Raw genomic sequence first — 18,698 nt, forward strand, 5'->3', positions numbered from 1 at the left:
TAGCCGGTGCGGAAGGGCCCCTTCATATCGCCTTTTCGCGGTGCGGGGCCCTTCCTGACACCTGGAGGGTGTCAGCTCCGGGCCGACTTGACCGCGCCGGCCCGGCGGGCCCGCTCGACCACTCCGGGCAGCGCGGCGACCAGCGCGTCGACGTCGGCGGCGGTCGAGGTGTGCCCGAGCGAGAACCGCAGCGACGACCGGGCCCGGTCGTCGTCGGCACCCATCGCCAGCAGCACGTGCGAGGGCTGCGCCACCCCCGCCGAGCAGGCCGACCCGGTCGAGCAGGCGATCCCCTGCGCGTCCAGGAGCATGAGCAGGGCGTCCCCCTCGCAGCCGGGGAAGGAGAAGTGCGCGTTTCCGGGCAGCCGCTCGATCGGGTCGCCGTTGTAGAGCGCCTCCGGCACCGCCTGCCGGACCCGGGCCACCAGGTCGTCGCGGAGCGCGGCGACCCGCGTCGCGTACTCCTGCTGGGCCTTGACCGCCGCCTCGACCGCGACCGCGAAGGCGACGATCCCGGCCGCGTCCAGGGTGCCGGAGCGGACGTCCCGCTCCTGTCCGCCGCCGTGCAGCACCGGTGTGCAGCCGACGTCCCGGCCGAGCAGCAGCGCGCCCACCCCGACCGGTCCGCCGAGCTTGTGCCCGGTGACGGTCAGCGCGGCCACCCCGCTGGCGGCGAAGTCGACCGGTACCTGGCCGACCGCCTGCACCGCGTCGGTGTGGAACGGGATGCCGTACGCGGCGGCCACCTCGGCGAGCGCGGCGATCGGCTGGACGCTGCCCACCTCGTTGTTCGCCCACATGGCGGTGACCAGGGCGACCTCGTCGGCGTGCGCGTCGAGTTCCGCCGCCAGCCGGTCGGGGTCGAGTCGACCGGTCTGGTCGACCGGCAGCCAGTTCGCCGCCGCACCCTCGCGGGCGGCCAGCCACTCGACCGAGTCCAGCACCGCGTGGTGCTCCACCGCGCTGGCCACCACCCGGATCCGCCCCGGGTCGGCGGCCCGGCGTGCCCAGAAGATGCCCTTGACCGCGAGGTTGTCGCTCTCGGTCCCGCCACCGGTGAAGACCACCTCGGAGGGTCGGGCGCCCAGGGCGGCGGCGACCCGCTCGCGGGACTCCTCCACCCGGCGTCGGGCCACCCGGCCGGCGGCGTGCAGTGACGACGGGTTGCCGACCTCGCGAGCGGTCGCGACGTACGCCTCCAACGCCTCTTCGAGCATCGGAGTGGTGGCCGCGTGATCAAGGTAAGTCATCAACGTCCAGCCTAGTGCCAGGGTCCGGACCGCCCACCCGGCCGCCCGGCCGTGCGTCACCGGCCCGGCTGCACCGCCCCGAGCGCGGATCACACCCCTGGCCAGCGACGAAACCCGGCCGGGTGCCCTGGGGGCGCCCGGCCGGGTATCGCACGTCACACCGCCGTCGGCGGGTTGGTGACCCGCCGAGGGCGTACTTCCGGCTATCGTCGCTTGCGGATCTCTTCGGCCGCCTGCGGTACGACCTTGAACAGGTCGCCGACCACGCCGAAGTCGGCCAGCTCGAAGATCGGCGCCTCGGCGTCCTTGTTCACCGCGACGATCGTCTTCGAGGTCTGCATGCCGGCCCGGTGCTGGATCGCACCGGAGATGCCGAGCGCCACGTAGAGCTGCGGCGAGACGGTCTTGCCGGTCTGCCCCACCTGGAACTGGTGCGGATAGAAGCCGGAGTCGACGGCGGCCCGGGAGGCGCCCACCGCGCCGCCGAGCAGGTCGGCCAGCTCCTCGACCAGCTTGAAGTTGTCGGCGTTGCCGACGCCGCGACCGCCGGAGACCACCACCGACGCCTCGGTCAGCTCCGGCCGGCTGCCCTTCTGCTCGGCGACCCGCTCGACCACCCGGGCGAGCTTGTCGGTCTCGCCGAGCGTGACGTCGAGCTGCTCGACGGTGGGGGTGGCGGCGGCCGGGCTCGGGGTGACCGAGTTCGGCCGCAGGGTCACCAGCGGCAGGCCGCGGGTCACCTTCGAGGTGACGATGGTCGAGCCGGCGAAGGCGACCTGGGTGGCGGTGCCGTCGGCGGCGAGTCCGACCACGTCGGTGAGGATGCCGTTGTCCAGCTTGACCGCCAGCCGGGCGGCGATCTCCTTCCCCTCCTGGCTGGAGGCGAGCAGCACGGCGGCCGGCTGCACCCGACGGACCAGCTCGGCCAGTACGGTCGCCTTCGGCGCCACCAGGTGGCCGTCGATCTCCTCGTGCTCGGCCGCGTAGATCTTCTCCGCGCCGTACTCGCCCAGCCTGTCGCCGAGCGCGGCGGCGGCGCCGGGACCGCCGAGCACCACCGCTGCCGGCGTACCCAGCTCGCGGGCGAGGGTGAGCAGTTCGAGCGTGACCTTCTTGACGCCGAACTCGCGGGTCGCCTCGACGACGACGAGAACCTCGGTCATGACTTCTCCTCCTGATTCCCGGTCGCGCTCAGACGAACTTCTCGGTGGCGAGGAACTCGACCAGCTTCGTGCCGCCGGTGCCGTCGTCGGTGATCCGCTCGCCGCCGGACCGCTCGGGGCGGCGGCTGTGGTCGAGCACCGTACTGGTGGCGCCGGCGAAGCCGACCTCGTCGGCGGCGATGCCCAGGTCGGCCAGGGAGAGCGTCTGCACCGGCTTCTTCTTCGCCGCCATGATGCCCTTGAAGGAGGGGTAGCGCGGCTCGTTGATGGTGTCCCAGACCGAGACCACGGCCGGGGTCGCGGCGGCGACCACCTCGTAGCCCTCCTCGGTCTGCCGCTCCACCGTGAGGTTGCCGCCCTCCACGGTCAGCTTGCGGGCGCCGGTCAGCGCGGCGATGCCGAGCCGCTCGGCGAGCATGTGCGGCATGACCTGCACCCGGCCGTCGGTGGACTCGGCGCCGCAGAGCACCAGGTCGGCGCCGAGCTGGCCGAGGGCGGCGGCGAGCACCTTGGAGGTGGCCACCGCGCAGGAGCCGTGCAGGGCGTCGTCGAGGACGTGCACGGCCTTGTCCGGTCCCATCGACAGCGCCTTGCGGATCGACTCGGCGGCCTTCTCCGGACCCATGGTCAGCACGGTCACCTCGCCGCCCTGCGCCTCCTTGATCCGCAACGCCTCCTCGATGGCGTACTCGTCCATCTCGTTGATGACGTTGTTTGCCGACCCCCGGTCGACGGTGTTGTCGTCACTGCGCAGGTTGCGGTCCGCGCCCGAGTCGGGCACCTGCTTGACGAGTACGACGATGTTCATCGCGCTTCGACGACCCTCCTGTGAATGCCGATCCCCGCTGATCGTGGCGATCCCGCCGGGTTGCTCGGGAGCAGCCTCCCGCGTTCCTTAACGATCGGTCAACCGAAGACCGACGGGCCGGCGCGGGAGAAGGTGTGGCGTTACTTACGGCTAATGTTACCCGCAAGTAGCATACGGCTCGGGCCGCTCCGGAGTGAGCCGGCTCACCGTCACCCGCCCGACCGTCGCGTCCGGGCGGGCGCGCCGGCTCAGCCCGCCGCGTCCAACGCCTCCCGCACGGTGGCCATCGCCGCCGCCTCACCCGGGCTGATCCCGTCGTGCGCCCGGGCGACCTGCTCGGTGGCCCGCAACACCGCCGAGCGGTAACTCGCCACCTCGTCGGGCGCCTTCGACCTGAGGATCTCCACCGACCGGCGCAGCGCCGGCAGCACCGCCGCCGGCACCTCGGCCGGCGAACCGCCGGGCAGCCGGGGCAGCGCGCCGGTGGTGAGCAGTTCCCGGACCAGCCCGGTGGTACCGGCGAAGGCGTTCGACGCGGCCAGACTCTCCTTGATCATGGAGAACGCGCCCGGTTCGGCGCTCGACACCAGATAGACCGCACCGAACGCGGCACCCTTCAGGGTCGCCCGCTCCTCCTCGGTCAGCGGTTGCGTCACGGGTTCGGAGTGTAGACGTACGGCGTGGTGGTGGTGACCGGGACGAAGCCCAGCCGCTGGAGAATCGGCCGGCTCTCCTCCGAGGCGTCCACCTGCAACAGGCTGAAACCCCGGGCGTCGGCCAGCCGGGCCCGGTGGGCCAACAGTGACCGGTAGATGCCCCGGCGACGCCAGTGCGGCAGGGTCGCCCCACCCCACAGGGTGGCGAACCGGGTGCCGGAGACGAACCGGACCCAGGCGGCGCTGACCAGCTCGTCGTCGGTCTCGGCCACCACGATGGCCAGCGGCGGCTGGTCCAGCTCCGCACCGGCGGCCAGCTCCCGCTCCAACCCGTCGGCCAGCCAGCTCCCGTCGTCGTCGCCACCCCAGACCCGCGTCTTCAGCTCCGCGATCCGGTCCAGGTCGGCACGCTCGGTCACCTCACGCAGGCGTACCCCTTCGGGCGGCACCGGCAGCGTCGCCGCCAGCGACGCGACCGGGCCGATAACCACGGTCTCCCGCTCCTCCGGCACGAAACCGGCGGCCACCAACCGGTCTGGCAGGTCCGCCGGCAGGTCGTGGCCGTGCAGCTTCCACTCCACCGGCTGGCCCAGCCCGCCGAAGAAGTTCCGCTGCCGCACGATCAACTCGTCCAGCGCCGCCCCGGTGAGGCCAGCCAGATCCCGGTACGTCACGAAGCCGCCCCGGTCCAGCCCCTGGATCCGCAGCAGCGGGCCGTCCCGGTCCACCGTCACACCCGCCGGCACCGGCTCCGGCGGGCGGGCCCGCAACTGGTTGTCGTAGGCCGTCCGCAGCAGCTCGGCGTCGAGGTCGCTCACCCGCCCAGGCTACGGGCGATGTCCACCCGATAATCTCCGAACGTGTACCAGGCGGTCCGGCGGTGGTTCGACCCGCGCGAGCTGCGGGAGGTCGGCGAGACGCCGGACTACCGCTTCTCGCTGGCCAACGAACGCACCTTCCTGGCCTGGCTGCGTACCGGGCTGGCGCTGATCGCCGGTGGACTCGCCGTCGCCCAGTTCCTCCCCCCGATGCCGGTACCGCACCTGCGCGAGGCGCTCGCCGTGGCACTGCTGCTGCTCGGCGGCGCGGTGGCGGTCCGGGCGGTGGACCACTGGGCGCGTACCGAGCGGGCGATCCGGCTCGGCGACGAGCTTCCCACCTCCCGGTTCCCCGCCGTACTCGCCCTGCTGGTCGGGCTCGGCGCCGTACTCCTCGTGGTGGCGGTGCTGGTGCAGGGCGGCCGGGAGCCGTGAGCCCGGCACGGGGCGGTCCCCGGCACCCGCCACCGGGGCGGGACGCCGGGCTGGCCGGCGAGCGGACCCGGCTCGCGTGGCGGCGCACCGTACTCGCGGTCGGCGTGGTGGCGGTGCTCGCCGCCCGGCTGGCCCTGTCGAACGGTACGGTCGGGGCGCTGGTCACCGCGCTGGCCGGGCTGGGCTGGCTCGGCGTGCTGCTGGTGACCTTTCCGCGGATCGCCGGCCGGCGACTCCGCCCCGGTCCGGCGCTACCGGTGACCGCCCTGATCACCGCCGGTTTCGCCGTACTCGGCCTGCTGCTGGTGCTGGCGTCGGTGCACTGACCCCGACCGGTACGTCATCATGGCCAGATGGTCCGCCTCTACGCGCTCCTCGCCATCGGACAGCTCATCCTGGCCGTCGTCGCTCTGATCAGCTGCCTGTCGGCCGAGGACGACGAGATCCGCGCACTCCCCCGGTTCGCCTGGGTCCTGATCATCCTCTTCTTCCCGCTGGTCGGCTCGATCGCCTGGTTCGTCGCCGGCCGGCCGGCCCGCACCGAACGGCCGGCCGCCGGTGGGCGTCCGGCCGGTGGGCGTCCGGCCGGTGGGCGTCCGGGCGGTGGTCGGGACCGCCGGCCGCCGCTCGCCCCGGACGACGACCCGGAGTTCCTGCGTTCCCTGGACGACGAGCGGTCGAAGCGCGACCGCGAACTCTTCGACAACTGGGAGCGGGACCTCCGGCGCCGGGAGGAGGAACTGCGGCGCCGGGACAGCGAGCCGCCCCGCGAAGAGGACAAGCCGGACGTCTGACCGATCCCCCGGTCCGGCACCGCAGAACCCGCTGCCGGCGCTCGACCGCCCGATGGCGGGCAACCGACGGAGTCCGCCGTTCCGGGGACCCGTGACCCTGCCCGGCCGTAGCATGGCCGAGATCGGTGCCCACCACCCCTCGCACCGCTGATTGGCGCGGCCGCGCCCGGGGCGAAGGACGACAGGCATGGCACACGGGGTGGTGACCGGGCCGGCATGGCCGGCGGACGGTTCGGCGGAGCCCGACGACCGCCGGCCCCGCCGACCGGGGTGGCTCGGGGACTCACCGACCAGGCTCGGCGTGCTGACCTTCGGGCTGGCCCAGGCGGTACTGCTGTTCTGGTGGGCCGCCCGCTATCCCGGCCTGTTCAGCCCGGACTCGCTCGACCACGTCTGGCAGGCCACCACCGGCAACTGGAACACCCACCACCCGGTCAGCTACACCGCACTGGTCTGGCTGTCGGTGCGACTCACCGGCGGAATCGGCGCGCTGACCCTGGCCCAGACCGCCGCGCTGGCCGCCGGCCTGGCATACGCGGTCACCGGGCTGCGCCGGATCGGCGGCCCGGGCTGGGCCTGGGCCAGCGCCGCGGTGGTGCTCGTCGCGCTGCCTCCGGTCGGCACCTTCACGGTCTGCGTCTGGAAGGACGTGCCGTACGTCGTCTGCCACGTCTTCCTGCTCGGCACGGTGGCCCGGCTGCTCGCCGTACGCCGGCCGGACCGCACCGGTGCCCCGGCGCAGCCGAACGGTCGCGGTCCGGCAGCCGGCGGCAACGCCTTCGGTACGGTCGTCCGGCACGCCGCCCCGGCACCGTGGGCGGCCGGACGTCCGGCCGGAGAGAGCCGGCGACCGTCCTGGGGGCTGCTCGGCGCCCTCGTCGCCGAGCTGACCCTGAGCTGCCTGTTCCGGCAGAACGGCTTCGTGGTGGCGGCGATCGTCACCGTGCTGCTGGCGCTGCTGCTGCGCGGGTTGGCGCTGCGGGTGCTGCTCGCCGGGGTGGTGGCCGCCACGGTCGCGCTGCTGACGAACTGGACCCTGCTGCCCGCCCTCGGGGTACGGGACAGCGAGTCCATCGTGGCCTACGAGGCGTTCCTCGCCGACCTGGCGATCGGGTACGCCGAACGGCCGGCCGACTTCCCCGCCGCCGATCTGGCCCTGCTGACGAAGGTGGCGCCGCTGGCACACTGGCGCCAGTCGGCGGACTGCTACACCGTCGACTCCACGGTCTACCACCCCGACTTCGACCGCCGGGCCGCCGCGGCGCACCACGACGAACTGCTGTCGGCCTGGTGGCGGCTGGTACGCCGTTCGCCGGAGACGGTGCTCGCCGCCCGGACGTGTCGGGGTTCCATCGCCTGGCGCCCCACCCCGGCCGGCGGGTTGCGGGCCAACCCGACCGCCTGGGCGCTGCCGATCTATCTCGAACGGGATCCGAGGTTCCAGCGGCCGGAGGTGCTGGCCGTCGCGTACAGCCGGCCGCTCGGCGAGCCGGTCAGCGAGGCGGCGGACGTGCTCGCCAGCCGGGTCGGCCAGCCCGAGTGGCTGCTGTGGCGCGGTGCCACCTGGGCCTACCTGGCGTACCTGACGGTCGGGCTGCTGGCCTGGCGCCGACGGGACCGCGCGTTGCTGGCCCTGGCCACGCTGAGCCTCGGCAACCAGCTCTCGGTACTGGTCGTCAACAACGCGCAGGCCGCCCGCTACATGGCCGCACCGTTCGTCCTCGGCGTACTGCTGCTGCCGCTGCTCGCGGCCCGCGACCCCGACGCGGCCGGGCCGGGCGGGCGGGACGCGCACCGGGCCTGGTGGAGCGGCGGGTCGGGCCGGGCCGGCGCGGAGCCGCCGCTGCGGGTCACCGACCTGACCGTGGTCGCCGGGCCCGGCATCCCCGCACCGACCGAACAGCTCGACCCGGCACACGCCGGCTCGGGCCGATCGCCGACGACCGACGCGACCCAGCCGGCACACCAGGTCGAGGCGGCGGACGAGTCCGAGTTCCGGGCTCCGCCGATCGGCCCGGCCGAGTGGTGGACCGACCCCGCCGACCGGTCCCGCTGACCCGCCGATCCCGTCACGGTCAGGCCCGGCAGGCGGGCGGCCGGGACTGGCCGGGCAGGGTCAGGCGAGGTTGGAGGAGCGTGGGTAGGCGTCGGCCGGGTCGGTCAGCACGTTGACCAGGTACGGCACGCCGGCGTCGAAGGCCCGCTCCAGCGCCGGCCCCAGGTCGGCCGCCTTCGCCACCGTCTCGCCCGCACCGCCGAGCGCGGTCACCACCTGGTCGTACCGCAGCTCGGGCTGGAGGTCGGCGGCGACGTCGTAGCCGTACATGCCGCGCATCGGGTGCTTCTCCAGGCCCCAGATGCCGTTGTTGCCGACCACGATCACCACGGGCAGCTTCTGCCGGACCAGCGACTCGACGTCCATCAGCGAGAAGCCGGCCGCACCGTCGCCCATCAGTACGCAGATCTGCCGGTCCGGGTGGCTGACCCTGGCCCCCATCGCGTAGCCCATGCCGGTGCCGAGGCAGCCGTACGGGCCGGGGTCGAGCCAGGTGCCGGGCTGGGCCGGCTCCAGGTAGCGGCCGGCGTACGAGACGAAGTCGCCGCCGTCGCCGATGGTGACCGCGTCCGGGGCGAGTACCCGGCGCAGCTCGCCGTAGACCCGGGCCGGCTTGATCGGGTCGGTCTCGGCCGCCATCGCCGCCGCGTCCCTGGCCCGGGCGGCCTCCTCGGCGGTACGCAGCCCGTCGATCCACGACTCGTGGTCGGCCCGGTCACCGGGGTGCTCGGCGAAGGCGGTCAGGATCAGCCGCAGGTCGCCGGCCGGGCTGACGGTCGGCTCGACGTGTTGCGCCCGCTGGCTCGGCGCGTCGACCACGTGCACCACCGTGGCGTCGCCGAAGTCGCCGAAGCCGAGCCGGAAGTCCAGCGGGGTGCCGACCACCACGACCAGGTCGGCGCCGCCGAGCGCGGCCCGGCGGGCCTTGGCGAAGCTGAGCGGATGGCCGGGCGGCAGGGCGCCCCGGCCCATCCCGTTGGTGAAGACGGGTACCCGGAGCGCCTCGGCGGCGGCCCGCAGCGCCTCGACGGCGTCCCCGGCGTACACGTCGGAGCCGGCGATGATCACCGGCCGCTCGGCCTCGGCGATCAACCGGGCGGCCTTCGCCACCTCCTCCGGGTCCGGCTCGACGGGCGCGATCGCCGGCCCGGCCGGCACCGCCACGTCACCGGTGGAGAAGATCACCTCCAGCGGCAGGTCCAGGAAGACCGGCCCCCGGTGCGGGGTCAGCGCGGTGGTCAGCGCCTCGGCGACCGCACCCGGTACGTCGTCGGTCGACCAGACCGTGCCGGCGTGCTTGGTCACCGGGGCGACCAGCGGGACGTGGTCGATCTCCTGGAGGCTGCCCGAACCCCAGCGGAAGGCCGGCGCCCTGCCGCCGAGCACCAGCACCGGGGAGGCGTTGAAGAAGGCACTGGTCAGCCCCGAGATCCCGTTGGTGACGCCGGGGCCGGCGGTGAGCACGGCCAGTCCCGGCCGGCGCTGCAACTTGGCGACCGCCTCGGCGGCGAAGACGGCCGACTGCTCGTGCCGGACGTCGTAGATCGGAAAGCCGGTACGGTGCGCCGCGTCGTACAGCGGGAAGACGTGGCCGCCGGAGAGGGTGAACATCTCCCGCACGCCGTACGCCCGCAGGGCCGCGAGGGCCAGGTCGCCGCCGTGTCCTTCGATCCGATCCGTCATCGCCGCTCCTGTCGTCCGCCGTGCTCGTCGTCCGCCGTGCCCGCCGCCCGTCCGGCCGGGGTTCCTGCGAGGTTACCGGTCGGTTGGAAAGAACGTGAGAGACACTCGCCTATCCGCCCGGCCGGGGGGTCACCGGCCGGTGAAGTCGGGGCGGCGCTTCTCGACGAAGGCGGCCATCCCCTCCCGGCGGTCGTCGGTGGCGAAGAGCGCGGCGAAGAGCTGACTCTCCCAGGCCAGCGCGGAGGCGAGATCCATCTCCAGTCCGCCGTCCACCGCCTGCTTGGCCGCCCGCAGCGCCTGGGCCGGACCGGTCAGGTACGGCCGGACCAGCGCCACCGCCTCGGCGTAGACCCGATCGGCCGGGGCCACCCGGTCGGCGAGGCCGATCCGGAGCGCCTCGGTGGCGTCGACCATCCGACCGGACATGATCAGATCCTTGGCCCGGGCCGGGCCGACCAGCCGGGCCAGCCGCTGCGTGCCGCCCGCACCGGGGATGATGCCGAGCTTGATCTCCGGCTGACCGAGCTTCGCGTCGTCGGCGACCACCCGCCAGTCACAGGCCAGCGCGAGTTCGCAGCCGCCGCCGAGGGCGTACCCGGTGATCGCCGCGACCACCGGCTTCGGGATCCGGGCCAGTGCGCCGAGCGCGCTGGAGAGGTCGGCGGCCCGCTCCGCCATGTCGACGTACGACATGTCGGCCATCTCCTTGATGTCCGCGCCGGCCGCGAAGACCTTCTCCCCGCCGTACACGATGACCGCGCGGACGTCCGGATCGGCGGAGACCGCGGTGGCGGCGGCGCGCAACTCCTCCTGCACCTGCGTGTTCAGCGCGTTCATCGGCGGGCGGTCCAACCGGATCGTGCCGATGCCCTCGTTGATGTCCACCCGGACCAAGTCGCCCACAGCCCACCTCCACGTCGAAATCGCGAGGCTCACCCTAACGGGCGTTCGGCCAGCCCCCGCAGGTCGGTGTGGATTCGGGGCGGCACCTGCTGGGTAACGCTTCCGGATACGCTGAGCACGTCGGACTCACCGAGCGGAACGGCAATGACCACCTACTACGACGACCGCACCATACGGATCACCTCCGAGGCGATCCGCGTCGACGGCCGGGCCTATCCGCTGGCCGAGGTGGCCCGGGTCTGGCACGTCCGGGGCGCCCGCTCCTGGGGCACCCTCGCCGGCCGGGGCGCGCTGCTGGCCGGACTCGTCGGCCCGCTGGTCGCCGCCGCCATCGGCATCGTGATCGCGGTACGCCTGCACACCTCGCTCACCGCCACCATCGCGATCGTCGGCGGTTCCGTCCTGGTGGGGCTGGCCGCCGCTCCGGTCGCCGACTTCCTGCTGGAGCACGTCGACCGCAGCTACGCCCGGGGCGCGCACCGGCTGGAGATCTGGGCACAGTGGCGCGGGCTGCCGGTCCGGTTGCTCAGCACCGGCGACGCGCTGCGGTTCGGCCAGGTCTACCGGGCCCTGGAGCGGGCCGTCGAACAGGCCGCGACCGCCACTCCGAGCCGCAACCGCTGACCGGCGGAAGCGCTCCGACGCCCGCCCGCGTCGCCATCACCGCAGGTGTCGTACCGCTCTCCTAACGTACCCGCCATGCCGAGTGCCGAGCACGAGTCCCCGGTCGCCCTGGCCAGGCTCGACCCGAGCCTGGTGGCCTGGCTGCTGACGCACGTGTTCGACGTGAAGGTTCCGGACTACCACCACGCCCGTCCGCACGCCACCGACGTACGGGTACTGGTCCCGCGCACCTATCACGCGGACAGCATGCTGCTCTTCTGCGATCCGGCCGACCGGCCACTGCTGGCGGCCGTACTGGAGATCCAACGTCGCTGGGACGCCACGAAGCGACGCACCTGGAAGCTCTACGTGGCCCAACTCGAAGCCGAGTTGGATGTCGATACGGCGTTGCTGGTCTACTGCCCGGACCTCCGGACCGCCCGCCGCTACCGGGGGCTGTTCGAGTTCGACGGGTTGAGCCTGTCGCTGCGACCGCTCATCTTCACCCCGAACGACGTGCCGCTGGTCGTGGACGTGGACCTGGCCCGAACCAACCCGGCGCTGGCCGTCCTCTCGGCCATCTGTCACGGCCAGAACGCCCAGGTGGAAGCCACCTTTCCGGCGCTGATGGCGGCGCTTCGCTCGGTCGGTCCGAAAACGGCAATCTTGTATTATGACGTCGTACTGGCCGGACTGCCGGCGGCGGTCCGGACTCGTTGGGAGGCCTTCATGACCACCATGGCGGACTACGAATTTCGCAGCGATCTGCTGCGTGAGCTTGCCGCCCGATACGAAAAGCAGGGCGAGGCCCGAGGGGAGGCCCGGGCGATCCTGACCGTGCTCGACGGGCGTGGCGTCGCCGTCCCCGACGAGGCCCGCGCCAAGATCCTCGGCTGCACCGACCTGGCCCAGCTCGACAGCTGGCTCCGCCGCGCCGTCAACGCCAGCACGGTCGACGACGTCCTCGGCGGGTAGGGCGGCGGCGACCGGCGACGACAGCTCGCCGGTCGCTTTCGGGTTCCGCGCGCCGGTCGATCGGGCATCAATTGATCTAAGTCCTTGACCCTCCTCCGCCAACCCTCCTACTGTTGCCGGCAGGTTTCGTGCGCGGATCGGCTGCTGCGAATCGGTGGTCGATCCCACCCGCAGCGGCGCGAGGAGACACGATGGCGACTTTCCCGTCCGGCCCGTCCGTTCCGCCCGCGACCTCCCGCCCCGCGTCCGGCCCCGCACCGGGCATGCTCGACCGGCGGCGTCTGCTCGGCGGCGTCGCCGTCACGGCCGGTGCCCTGGCCCTGCCGGCGGGGCTGGCCGGCTGCGAGAAGCCGACCGAGGGCGGCAGCGGCGGCGGGACGGTGACCTTCGGCTCGAACTACTCGGACGAGGTGCCGAAGAAGGCGATCGCCGAGGTGCTCGCCGGCTCAGGTCTCGACGTGAAGATCAACACCGTCGACCACAACACCTTCCAGGAGAACATCACCCGCTACCTCCAGGCGACTCCGGACGACGTCTTCACCTGGTTCTCCGGCTTCCGGATGCAGTATTTCGCCGCGCAGGGGCTGGCCACCGACATCTCCGACATCTGGCAGTCGGTCGGCGGCGACTTCTCGGCCGCGATGAAGCAGGCCTCCACCGGTACCGACGGCAAGCAGTACTTCGTGCCGTTCTACTACTACCCGTGGGCGATGTTCTATCGGAAGAGCGTCTTCCAGGAGCGGGGCTACCAGGTCCCGAAGACCTGGGACGACCTCAAGGCGCTCGCCGCGAAGATGCGCTCGGACGGGCTGATCCCGATCGCGATGGCCGACAAGGACGGCTGGCCCGCGATGGGCACCTTCGACTACATCAACATGCGCAGCAACGGGTACGACTTCCACGTCAACCTGATGGCCGGCAAGGAGTCCTGGGAGGACAGTCGGGTCAAGCAGGTCTTCACGCTCTGGCGGGAGCTGCTGCCGTACTGCCAGCCGGGGGCGAACGGGCGCACCTGGCAGGAGGCGGCGCAGTCGCTGGGCCAGAAGCAGACCGGGATGTACCTGCTCGGCATGTTCGTCGGCCAGCAGTTCCAGGGCGAGGTCGCCGCCGACATGGACTTCTTCCCGTTCCCGCAGATCGTCGAGGCGCACGGGCAGGACGCGGTCGAGGCGCCGATCGACGGCTTCATGATCTCCAGCAAGGTGAAGAACGTCGACGGAGCGAAGGAGCTGCTCCGCTATCTGGCCAGCGCCAAGGCGCAGAACGCGTACCTGAAGAGCGACCCGAACAACGTCGCCACGCACAACGGCGCCGACACCAGCGGGTACAGCGCGTTGCAGAAGAAGGCGGTCGAGCTGGTCAGCGGGGCGAAGCAGATCTCCCAGTTCCTCGACCGGGACACCCGGCCGGACTTCGCCTCCACGGTGATGATTCCCTCGTTGCAGAGCTTCCTGAACGCCCCGAACGACATCGACGGGCTGTGTAGGCGGATCGAGTCGCAGAAGAAGACCATCTTCGCCTCCTGAGCGGCGGTCGCCGGTGACATCGACTCCGACGGCACCGCCGGTCGAGGCTGGGCGGGCGGCCGACGTACCCGGAAGGCCGGCCCGGCGTCGGCGGCGCCGGATCGGCCGGTTCAGCCCCCGCGACATCGCGGTGATCGGGCTGCTGCTCGGCCTGCCGCTGCTGCTCGACCTGGCGCTGATCTGGGGGCCGGCGCTCGCCTCGATCGGGCTGTCGTTCACCTCCTGGGACGGGCTGGGCGAGATCCGGCCGGTCGGGCTGGACAACTACGTCAACATCGTCAGCAACTATCCGCCGTTCTGGCCGGCGGTCTGGCACAACCTGCTCTGGCTCGCCTTCCTCGGCCTGGTCGCCACCCCGTTCGGGCTGTTCCTGGCGGTGCTGCTGGACCGGGAGATGCGGTTCACCCGCTTCTACCAGACCGCCTTCTATCTGCCGGTGGTGCTCTCGCTGGCGGTGGTCGGCTTCCTCGCCCAGCTCATCTTCTCCCGCGACTACGGGGCCGCGAACGCGCTCCTGGGCCGGGCCGACAACCCGGTCGACTGGCTCGGCGACCCGTCGATCAACCTCTGGTCGGTACTGCTGCTGGTCGGCTGGCGGCACGTCGGGTACGTCATGCTGCTCTACCTGGCCGGGCTGAAGGCCGTCGACCCGGCCCTGAAGGAGGCGGCGGCGATCGACGGGGCGAACGAGCCGCAGACCTTCTTCCGGGTGGTGTTCCCGACGCTGCGGCCGGTCAACGTGATCGTCCTGGTGATCACCGTCATCGAGGCGCTGCGGGCGTTCGACATCGTCTACGCGATCAACCGGGGGCGGAATGGGCTTGAGCTGCTCTCGGTGCTGGTCACCGACAACATCGTCGGGGAGGCGAGCCGGATCGGGTACGGGTCGGCGATCGCGGTGATCCTGCTGCTGATCTCCACCGGCTTCATCGCGGTCTACCTGGTGCAGGTCTTCCGGCGGGAGGACGAGGCATGAGCGTAGGTGTCGGGGAACGGGTCGCTGCTGGGGGCCGGTCGACGGTGGGTGGCAGTTCGCGCCGGAAGCGGCCGGCGAGCCCGTGGCGGGTGGTGATCCGGGTCTTCCTCTGGGCGATGGCGCTGGGCTGGCTCGTGCCACTACTGCTGCCGCTCTACGCCTCGCTGCGGCCGTACGCGGAGACCGCCGCCGAGGGGTACTTCTCGCTGCCGAAGACGCTGAACTTCGACTACTACGTGCAGGCGTGGCAGGGCGGCAACCTGCCCCGGCACTTCCTGAACACGCTGCTGGTCGCCGTACCGGCGGTGGTGTTGACGCTCTTCTTCGCCTCGTTCGTGGCGTTCCTGATCTCACGGCGCCGGCTGCCCGGCGGGCGCCTGCTGTTGATCCTCTTCACCGCCGGCAACCTGCTGCCGCAGCAGGTGGTGCTGACCCCGCTCTACCTGATGTACACCAAGCTGCCGCTGCCGTGGTGGATGAGCTGGCCGTCCGAGCTGGTCTACGACTCGTACTGGGGGATCATCGCGATCCACGTCGCGTTCCAGACCGGATTCTGTGTCTTCGTGCTGAGCAACTACATGGACACCATCCCGCGCGAGCTGATCGAGGCAGCGACGGTGGACGGGGCCGGGGTGTGGCGGCAGTACTGGCGGGTGGTGCTGCCGCTGGTCCGCCCGGCGCTCGGTGCGCTCGGCACCCTGGAGTTCGCCTGGATCTACAACGACTTCCTCTGGGCGGTGGTGCTGATGTCCACCGGCGACAAGCTGCCGGTGACCAGCGCGCTGAACAATCTGCGGTCGGTGTACTTCACCGACTACAACCTGCTGGCGGCCGGTTCGATCCTGGTCGCCCTGCCGACGCTGATCGTCTTCTTCGTGCTGCAACGGCAGTTCGTCGCCGGGCTGACGCTCGGCGCCAACAAGGGCTGAGGTTGGGCGTCGACAAGGGCTGACCCTGGGCGTCGACGAGGGCTGACCCGAATCCGACCGGGCGGGGTGGTGGCGCTCACACCGGCTGCCGCGCTTTGCTGGAACGGTGACGCTCTATTACCGGGACGACACGGTACGGGTAACCTCCGAGACCATCCACGTGAACGGGCACACCGTGCCGGTCGCCGAGGTGTCGTACGTCTGGCATGCCAGGGGCCCGGGTACGGCCCGGACCCGGGGCCGGATCGCCGGTCGGGGCGTACTCATCTTTCTGCTGTCGATCCCGCCGCTGGTGGTGATCGTCTGCGTGCTGTCGCTGGCGTACTCGGCACAGGACCGGGGCGAGTGGAAGCTGGCGGCGATCGTCCTGGCGGTATTCGTCGTCGGTGCGTTGGCCCTCTTCCCGTTCCTGGAGGTCCCGCTGTACTGGCTCGACCGGTCGTACGAGCGCGGCGCGAAGGTGCAGGAGCTGTGGGTGCAGTACCGGGGCGAGGAGGCGATGCTGCTGCGCAGCTCGGACGCGCTGCGGTTCGGGCAGATCTACCGGGCGATCCAGCGCGCCATCGAACAGCACTCCCCTGAGGGATGACAGCCCACCGACACCCAGATGTGGGCGGTCCACCGCGATCTGATCCGACCACCGACCACCGACACCCGCTCGCGATCACGAGCCGGGCGGGTACCGCTGGGGATCACCAGGCAGCCGCGTACCGCTCGGCGAGGTCGAGCGTACGGCGGGCCGCCGCCACCATGGCCCGGTCGGCGAAGCGACCGTCCGGGAGTACCACCGCGCCGGAGTCCCGGGTCTGTGCCTCGGCGACCGCGTCGAGCAGCTCCCGGGCCCGGGACACCTCCTCGGCCGACGGCCGAAACGCCGCAACGATCACCGGCAACTGCCGGGGATGGATGGCGGTCCGGCCGACGAAACCCATCCGGCGGCCGGCCGCGCAGGACTCGGCCAGTCCGGCCAGGTCGGTGACGTTGGCGTACACCGGCAGGAGCGGGGGCGGCAGGCCGGCGGCGCGGGCGGCGACGACGATCCGGCCGCGTACCCAGGCGAGCCCGTCCTCGGCGGTCACCCCGAGGTCGGAGCGCAGGTCCGCCTCGCCGAGCCCGATCGAGGCGACCGCCGGATCTGCCCCGGCAATCTCGTACGCCCGCTCCACCCCGACCGCCGACTCGACCAGCGGATGCAGCGGCACCGGCACCCGCGCGGCGACCGTCCGCACCGCCTCCGGTGACTCCACTTTGGGCAGTCGCAGCCCGGCCAGCCCCGGCGCACCGGCCAGCGCGTCGAGGTCGGCGGCGACGTCCGGTCCGGTCAGCTCGTTGACCCGGACGAAGACCGGTACCCGATGGGGGGCGGCGACGAACTCGGCGGCGGCGTCCCGGGCGTACGCCTTGCGGGTCGCCACCACCGCGTCCTCCAGGTCCACGATCACCGCGTCGGCACCGGAGTCGACCGCCTTGCCGAACCGGTCGGGCCGGTCGCCCGGCACGTAGAGCAGGGTGAGCAGCATCAGACCGCTCCCGCCGCCCGCAACTGCGCGATCTCCTCGGCGGTGAGGCCGAGCGCGGCCAACACCTCGTCGGTGTCCTGGCCGTGTGCCCGGCCGGTGTGCCGGATCCGTCCCGGCGTGCCGGACATCCGGAACGGCACGTTCTGCATCCGCACCGGCCCGAGGTCGGGATCGGCCACCGAGACCGCCGTTCCCAGCGCCGTGTACTGCGGATCGGCGAGGATGTCGGGTACGTCGTAGATCGGCGCGACCGCCGCCTGCGCCTCCTCGAAGGCGGCCACCACCTCGTCCCGGTCCCGCGCCGCCACCCAGCTCCCGACGGCGGCGTCCAGCTCGTCGGCGTGTGCGGCCCGTCCGCTGCCGGTGCCGAACCACGGCTCGTCGATCAGTTCAGGGCGGCCGACCAGCCGGAGCACCCGCTCGGCGATGCTCTGCGCACTGGTCGACACCGCCACCCAGCGCCCGTCCGCGCACCGGTACGTGTTCCGGGGCGCGTTGTTGTTCGACCGGTTGCCGAGCCGGGGCTGGATATAGCCGAGCTGGTCGTACCAGGTGATCTGCGGGCCGAGCATGGCCATGATCGGCTCGATGATCGCCAGGTCGACCACCTGACCGGCGCCGGTGACGTCCCGGGCGCGCAGCGCCAGCATCACCGCGTAGGCGGTGGCGAGCGCGGTCACCGAGTCGGCCAGCCCGAACGGCGGCAACGTCGGCGGGCCGTCCGGCTCGCCGGTCGCGGCGGCGAACCCGCTCATCGCCTCGGCGAGGGTGCCGAACCCGGGCCGCCGGGCGTACGGGCCGAACTGGCCGAAGCCGCTGATTCGGGCGATCACCAGCCGGGGGTTGACCGCGTGCAGCTCGGCCGGGCCGATCCCCCAGCGCTCCAGGGTGCCGGGCCGGAAGTTCTCCACCAGTACGTCGGCGTCGGCGACCAGTCGGCGGAGTAGCTCGGCGCCGGCCGGGTCGGAGAGGTTGGCGGTGACGGTCCGCTTGTTGCGGCCGAGCACCTTCCACCACAACCCGATCCCGTCCTTCGCCGGCCCGTGTCCCCGGGACGGGTCGGGTTTCGCCGGGTGCTCCACCTTGACCACCTCGGCACCGAAGTCGCCGAGGAACGCGGTGGCGAGCGGCCCGGCGAACAGGGTGGCCAGCTCCACCACCTTCACCCCGGCCAGCGCGGCCGGAGCGGCGTCGCTCGTGGTCACGGCAGTCCTCCCGTCGAGTCGACCGACGACACGAAGACGTCGCCGTTGCCGAGCGCCGCGGCACCGGCCGGACTGCCCGCCGTCAAGCCGCTGACCAGCAGTTTTCCGTCGCCGGCCCGGGTGGCGTAGGCGTTCTCCTCGCCGAAGGCGTCCACCGCGTCGTCCCGGGCGGTGCCGTACTGCGCCGCCAGCACCTGCCTGCCGCGCCGGTCCAGCCGCAGGGTCAGCACGTCCGCCGCACCGGCCGGTACGCCCAGGGCACCGCGGGTGAAGCCGACCACCGCGACCTCGCCGTCGGGCAGCGCCAGCACCTCGGCCAGACCGCCGAGCCGCCATGGTCTCCTCATCCGGTCCTCTCCCTCAGCTCCACGACATCGGCGGTCGCACGGGGCGACGGC

Annotated in this window: 20 protein-coding genes; 10 read left to right on the plus strand and 10 right to left on the minus strand. The window is 72.4% G+C overall.

All coding sequences use genetic code 11. From position 1 onward, the window contains the following. Positions 1-71: 71 nt before the first annotated feature. The 5 genes from C6361_RS25730 to C6361_RS25750 form a co-directional block, all read right to left on the minus strand. The gene (locus tag C6361_RS25730) at positions 72-1,250 is read right to left on the minus strand and encodes a cysteine desulfurase family protein (protein ID WP_107269259.1); all 1,179 of its coding nucleotides are present in this window, start codon (positions 1,248-1,250) and stop codon (positions 72-74) included. Between the two features lie 203 nt (positions 1,251-1,453). Continuing rightward, positions 1,454-2,413, minus strand: a complete 960-nt coding sequence (locus C6361_RS25735) for an electron transfer flavoprotein subunit alpha/FixB family protein (protein WP_107269260.1) — start codon at positions 2,411-2,413, stop codon at positions 1,454-1,456. Positions 2,414-2,441: 28 nt separating this feature from the next. Then, positions 2,442-3,221, minus strand: a complete 780-nt coding sequence (locus tag C6361_RS25740) for an electron transfer flavoprotein subunit beta/FixA family protein (protein WP_107258320.1) — start codon at positions 3,219-3,221, stop codon at positions 2,442-2,444. 248 nt (positions 3,222-3,469) lie between these two features. Beyond that, positions 3,470-3,877: a hypothetical protein gene (locus C6361_RS25745; protein ID WP_107269261.1), complete on the minus strand. Its 408-nt coding sequence runs from the start codon at positions 3,875-3,877 to the stop codon at positions 3,470-3,472. Then, entirely contained in the window at positions 3,874-4,695 is an 822-nt protein-coding gene (locus C6361_RS25750) for a GNAT family N-acetyltransferase (protein ID WP_107258318.1), read from the minus strand. The genes C6361_RS25745 and C6361_RS25750 overlap by 4 nt, the downstream gene beginning before the upstream one ends. A 42-nt stretch (positions 4,696-4,737) precedes the next feature. On the opposite strand from C6361_RS25750, the gene C6361_RS25755 reads away from it, so the two are divergent. The 4 genes from C6361_RS25755 to C6361_RS25770 all read left to right on the plus strand — a co-directional run bounded on the left by C6361_RS25755 (position 4,738) and on the right by C6361_RS25770 (position 7,980). After that, the gene (locus C6361_RS25755; protein ID WP_107258317.1) at positions 4,738-5,130 is read left to right on the plus strand and encodes a YidH family protein; all 393 of its coding nucleotides are present in this window, start codon (positions 4,738-4,740) and stop codon (positions 5,128-5,130) included. After that, on the plus strand, positions 5,127-5,456 hold the full coding sequence (locus C6361_RS25760; RefSeq protein ID WP_107269262.1) for a DUF202 domain-containing protein: 330 nt from the start codon (positions 5,127-5,129) through the stop codon (positions 5,454-5,456). Before C6361_RS25755 ends, C6361_RS25760 begins: the two co-directional genes overlap by 4 nt. A 27-nt stretch (positions 5,457-5,483) precedes the next feature. Next, positions 5,484-5,924 carry a PLD nuclease N-terminal domain-containing protein gene (locus C6361_RS25765; protein ID WP_107269263.1) on the plus strand — a complete coding sequence of 147 codons (441 nt, stop codon included), beginning with the start codon at positions 5,484-5,486 and terminating at the stop codon, positions 5,922-5,924. A gap of 187 nt (positions 5,925-6,111) precedes the next feature. Beyond that, positions 6,112-7,980: a hypothetical protein gene (locus C6361_RS25770; RefSeq protein ID WP_107269264.1), complete on the plus strand. Its 1,869-nt coding sequence runs from the start codon at positions 6,112-6,114 to the stop codon at positions 7,978-7,980. Positions 7,981-8,040: 60 nt separating this feature from the next. On the opposite strand, the gene C6361_RS25775 is transcribed toward C6361_RS25770, so the two are convergent. Beyond that, complete coding sequence (locus tag C6361_RS25775) at positions 8,041-9,663, minus strand: acetolactate synthase (RefSeq protein ID WP_107269265.1); 1,623 nt, start codon at positions 9,661-9,663, stop codon at positions 8,041-8,043. Positions 9,664-9,792: 129 nt separating this feature from the next. Further along, complete coding sequence (locus tag C6361_RS25780) at positions 9,793-10,566, minus strand: enoyl-CoA hydratase-related protein (RefSeq protein ID WP_107269266.1); 774 nt, start codon at positions 10,564-10,566, stop codon at positions 9,793-9,795. Between the two features lie 144 nt (positions 10,567-10,710). Between C6361_RS25780 and C6361_RS25785 the strand changes: the two genes are divergently transcribed. The 6 genes from C6361_RS25785 to C6361_RS25810 all read left to right on the plus strand — a co-directional run bounded on the left by C6361_RS25785 (position 10,711) and on the right by C6361_RS25810 (position 16,164). Further along, complete coding sequence (locus tag C6361_RS25785; RefSeq protein ID WP_107258311.1) at positions 10,711-11,190, plus strand: DUF6232 family protein; 480 nt, start codon at positions 10,711-10,713, stop codon at positions 11,188-11,190. A 75-nt stretch (positions 11,191-11,265) separates the two neighbouring features. Continuing rightward, the gene (locus C6361_RS25790; RefSeq protein ID WP_107269267.1) at positions 11,266-12,144 is read left to right on the plus strand and encodes a hypothetical protein; all 879 of its coding nucleotides are present in this window, start codon (positions 11,266-11,268) and stop codon (positions 12,142-12,144) included. Between the two features lie 191 nt (positions 12,145-12,335). Then, positions 12,336-13,670 (plus strand): ABC transporter substrate-binding protein, encoded by a 1,335-nt coding sequence (locus C6361_RS25795; protein ID WP_107269268.1) that lies wholly within the window; start codon positions 12,336-12,338, stop codon positions 13,668-13,670. Between the two features lie 13 nt (positions 13,671-13,683). Continuing rightward, entirely contained in the window at positions 13,684-14,646 is a 963-nt protein-coding gene (locus tag C6361_RS25800) for a carbohydrate ABC transporter permease (RefSeq protein WP_107269269.1), read from the plus strand. Beyond that, positions 14,643-15,575 (plus strand): carbohydrate ABC transporter permease, encoded by a 933-nt coding sequence (locus C6361_RS25805; RefSeq protein WP_107269270.1) that lies wholly within the window; start codon positions 14,643-14,645, stop codon positions 15,573-15,575. The genes C6361_RS25800 and C6361_RS25805 overlap by 4 nt, the downstream gene beginning before the upstream one ends. 106 nt (positions 15,576-15,681) lie before the next feature. Then, positions 15,682-16,164 (plus strand): DUF6232 family protein, encoded by a 483-nt coding sequence (locus tag C6361_RS25810; protein WP_107269271.1) that lies wholly within the window; start codon positions 15,682-15,684, stop codon positions 16,162-16,164. Positions 16,165-16,267: 103 nt separating this feature from the next. On the opposite strand, the gene C6361_RS25815 is transcribed toward C6361_RS25810, so the two are convergent. From C6361_RS25815 to C6361_RS25825, 3 genes are read right to left on the minus strand one after another with little or no spacing between them, the layout of a single operon-like run. Then, positions 16,268-17,095, minus strand: a complete 828-nt coding sequence (locus tag C6361_RS25815; protein ID WP_107269272.1) for a CoA ester lyase — start codon at positions 17,093-17,095, stop codon at positions 16,268-16,270. Next, complete coding sequence (locus tag C6361_RS25820) at positions 17,095-18,300, minus strand: CaiB/BaiF CoA-transferase family protein (protein ID WP_107269273.1); 1,206 nt, start codon at positions 18,298-18,300, stop codon at positions 17,095-17,097. Before C6361_RS25820 ends, C6361_RS25815 begins: the two co-directional genes overlap by 1 nt. After that, positions 18,297-18,647: a hypothetical protein gene (locus C6361_RS25825; RefSeq protein ID WP_107269274.1), complete on the minus strand. Its 351-nt coding sequence runs from the start codon at positions 18,645-18,647 to the stop codon at positions 18,297-18,299. Before C6361_RS25825 ends, C6361_RS25820 begins: the two co-directional genes overlap by 4 nt. Between the last annotated feature and the right edge of the window lie 51 nt (positions 18,648-18,698).

Origin of the sequence: Plantactinospora sp. BC1, assembly GCF_003030345.1 — a bacterium.
GTDB lineage: Bacteria > Actinomycetota > Actinomycetes > Mycobacteriales > Micromonosporaceae > Plantactinospora.

Bases quoted from the DNA above. Each gene is read 5' to 3' on its own strand.
- C6361_RS25730 (WP_107269259.1), bottom strand. From the start codon at position 1,250: ATGACTTACCTTGATCACGCGGCCACCACTCCGATGCTCGAAGAGGCG.
- C6361_RS25735 (WP_107269260.1), bottom strand. From the start codon at position 2,413: ATGACCGAGGTTCTCGTCGTCGTCGAGGCGACCCGCGAGTTCGGCGTC.
- C6361_RS25740 (WP_107258320.1), bottom strand. From the start codon at position 3,221: ATGAACATCGTCGTACTCGTCAAGCAGGTGCCCGACTCGGGCGCGGAC.
- C6361_RS25765 (WP_107269263.1), top strand. From the start codon at position 5,484: ATGGTCCGCCTCTACGCGCTCCTCGCCATCGGACAGCTCATCCTGGCC.
- C6361_RS25770 (WP_107269264.1), top strand. From the start codon at position 6,112: ATGGCACACGGGGTGGTGACCGGGCCGGCATGGCCGGCGGACGGTTCG.
- C6361_RS25775 (WP_107269265.1), bottom strand. From the start codon at position 9,663: ATGACGGATCGGATCGAAGGACACGGCGGCGACCTGGCCCTCGCGGCC.
- C6361_RS25785 (WP_107258311.1), top strand. From the start codon at position 10,711: ATGACCACCTACTACGACGACCGCACCATACGGATCACCTCCGAGGCG.
- C6361_RS25790 (WP_107269267.1), top strand. From the start codon at position 11,266: ATGCCGAGTGCCGAGCACGAGTCCCCGGTCGCCCTGGCCAGGCTCGAC.
- C6361_RS25795 (WP_107269268.1), top strand. From the start codon at position 12,336: ATGGCGACTTTCCCGTCCGGCCCGTCCGTTCCGCCCGCGACCTCCCGC.
- C6361_RS25805 (WP_107269270.1), top strand. From the start codon at position 14,643: ATGAGCGTAGGTGTCGGGGAACGGGTCGCTGCTGGGGGCCGGTCGACG.
- C6361_RS25815 (WP_107269272.1), bottom strand. From the start codon at position 17,095: ATGCTGCTCACCCTGCTCTACGTGCCGGGCGACCGGCCCGACCGGTTC.
- C6361_RS25825 (WP_107269274.1), bottom strand. From the start codon at position 18,647: ATGAGGAGACCATGGCGGCTCGGCGGTCTGGCCGAGGTGCTGGCGCTG.